Genomic DNA, 1,719 nt, shown 5'->3' with positions numbered 1-1,719 from the left:
GTCGCACACCTGGGAGAGGAGGGAGACGGCGACCTGGGCGGGCACGGGCCCTCGGGCGAGGAGGGCCGAGAGGGGCTCGCCCTCGAGGTACTCCATGATGAGGGAGGGGCGAGGCGGGGCCAGGTGGATGTCGATGATGTTGACGATGTTCTCGTGGCCGATGAGGTTCACGGCGCGCGCCTCCATGTGGAAGCGGCGCAGCACCTGGGGCGAGGTGGCGAGCCGGCCATGGAGCACCTTGATGGCGACGCGGCTGCCGATGCCCTCGTGCTGCCCGAGGTATACGGCGCCCATGCCGCCGCGCCCCAGCCGGCGGGTGAGACGGAAGCTGCCGATGCAGGTGCCCAGCAAGGGGTCCGCCTCGGGAGCCGCGGGCGGGAGCGAGGGCGCGAGGGTCTCGCGGGACTCGGTCGGATCGTCACGGGCCGGAGCGCTGAGCTGGGGGCTGACGGCGATGGATGCGGACATGGTGGGCCCCCTTGGAATGTCCCCCCGGACATCGGAAGAACCATTGTCCACGGCACGGCGGGGGGAAGGGGAGGGCGGAAGCACCTGATGCGTCCCCCACCCCAGGGGGTTGTGGCGGAAACCCGACAGTCAGCGGGGCGTGGAGTGGGGAGGGCAAGGTCATCACGTGAGCCACCCGCGCCCCGCCTTGCGCGCAGCCCATTCGGGCGGGCTCTGCTAGAAGGCGCGTATGTTCACCTACGCCAGGATCGAGAACTTCCGCGGCATCGAGAGGCTCGACGTCTCCGGGATGGGGCGCGTCAACCTCATCATCGGGAGAAACAACGCGGGGAAGACGGCCATGATGGAGGCCATCTGGCTGGCTGGGTGCGCTGAGGATGCCGCGAGAGCTTTGGTGTCCCTCCAGGAACTGAGGAGGCCAGACATGCCGAGCGAGGACTTTGACGGCTTCTGGCGTCCCATCTTCCGCGGCAGTGATGCGGAACGGGGCTTTCTGGTGGACTTGAGGCTGATGAAGCCGGAACAGGCGCCAGGGGAAGGCACTCGGGTCTTCGTGAAGAAGGGACGGCGTTCTCCATCCTTCTTGAGCACAGCCTTGGCGGGTGGGCACTCTCGTTCGGGGACGTGGACGCTCGAATGCACGATCGAGCACGGCGGAGAGACCCATGAACAAGTGGTGACAGGAGGCCCGCACGGCGTCGAGTTCCCCGACGAACTCTACCCCAACGCACTTGCTGCCTGGATTCATGCGGGGCCGGTCAACTACCAAAGTGTCATTCGCCAGCTCTCACTGCTGAAGCAGCAGGGGCGAGATTCTCTGGTGCGCGACCTGCTTCGATTGATTGATGAGCAGGTCGAGGGATTGGAGATCCTCTCCCCTACCGGAGGACAAGCGGCCATCTTCGTCCGCCAGAAGGGGGAGACCGTGTTGCTGCCTGTCCGGATGATGGGCGAGGGCATCCAGCGCTGCCTGGACATCGCCGTCACCCTCGTGGGCGAGGAGTCGGTGTTGCTGGGGATCGATGAAATCGAGAACGGTCTGCACCACTCGACGCTCGAGCCCATCTGGAAGTGGCTGGCGACGGTCTCCGCGACCCGGAACATGCAGATCTTCGCCACCACGCACTCCGAGGAATGTGTCCAGGCGGCGTGCCGTGCTTTCGCCGCGCTGAATGATGATGGGCTCCGGGTCATCCGGCTGGACCGCCGGGCACATGAGACGGGGGTCACGGTCTATGACCGCAACCTCGT

Annotated in this window: 2 protein-coding genes; one reads left to right on the top strand and one right to left on the bottom strand. The window is 66.3% G+C overall.

Features of this window, described 5'->3' with window-relative positions:
* Positions 1–468 (bottom strand): protein kinase domain-containing protein (locus tag VF794_RS31735; RefSeq protein WP_331116860.1); only part of this gene is annotated, 468 nt, incomplete at its 3' end.
* Between the two features lie 229 nt (positions 469–697).
* Here VF794_RS31735 and VF794_RS31730 point away from each other — a divergent pair.
* Positions 698–1,719, top strand: a 1,022-nt coding sequence (locus VF794_RS31730; protein WP_331116859.1) for an ATP-binding protein, incomplete at its 3' end; no start/stop codon positions are given.

The sequence above is a fragment of the Archangium sp. genome (assembly GCF_036389735.1).
GTDB lineage: Bacteria > Myxococcota > Myxococcia > Myxococcales > Myxococcaceae > Archangium.
This window is presented reverse-complemented; position numbering and strand designations above follow the sequence as displayed.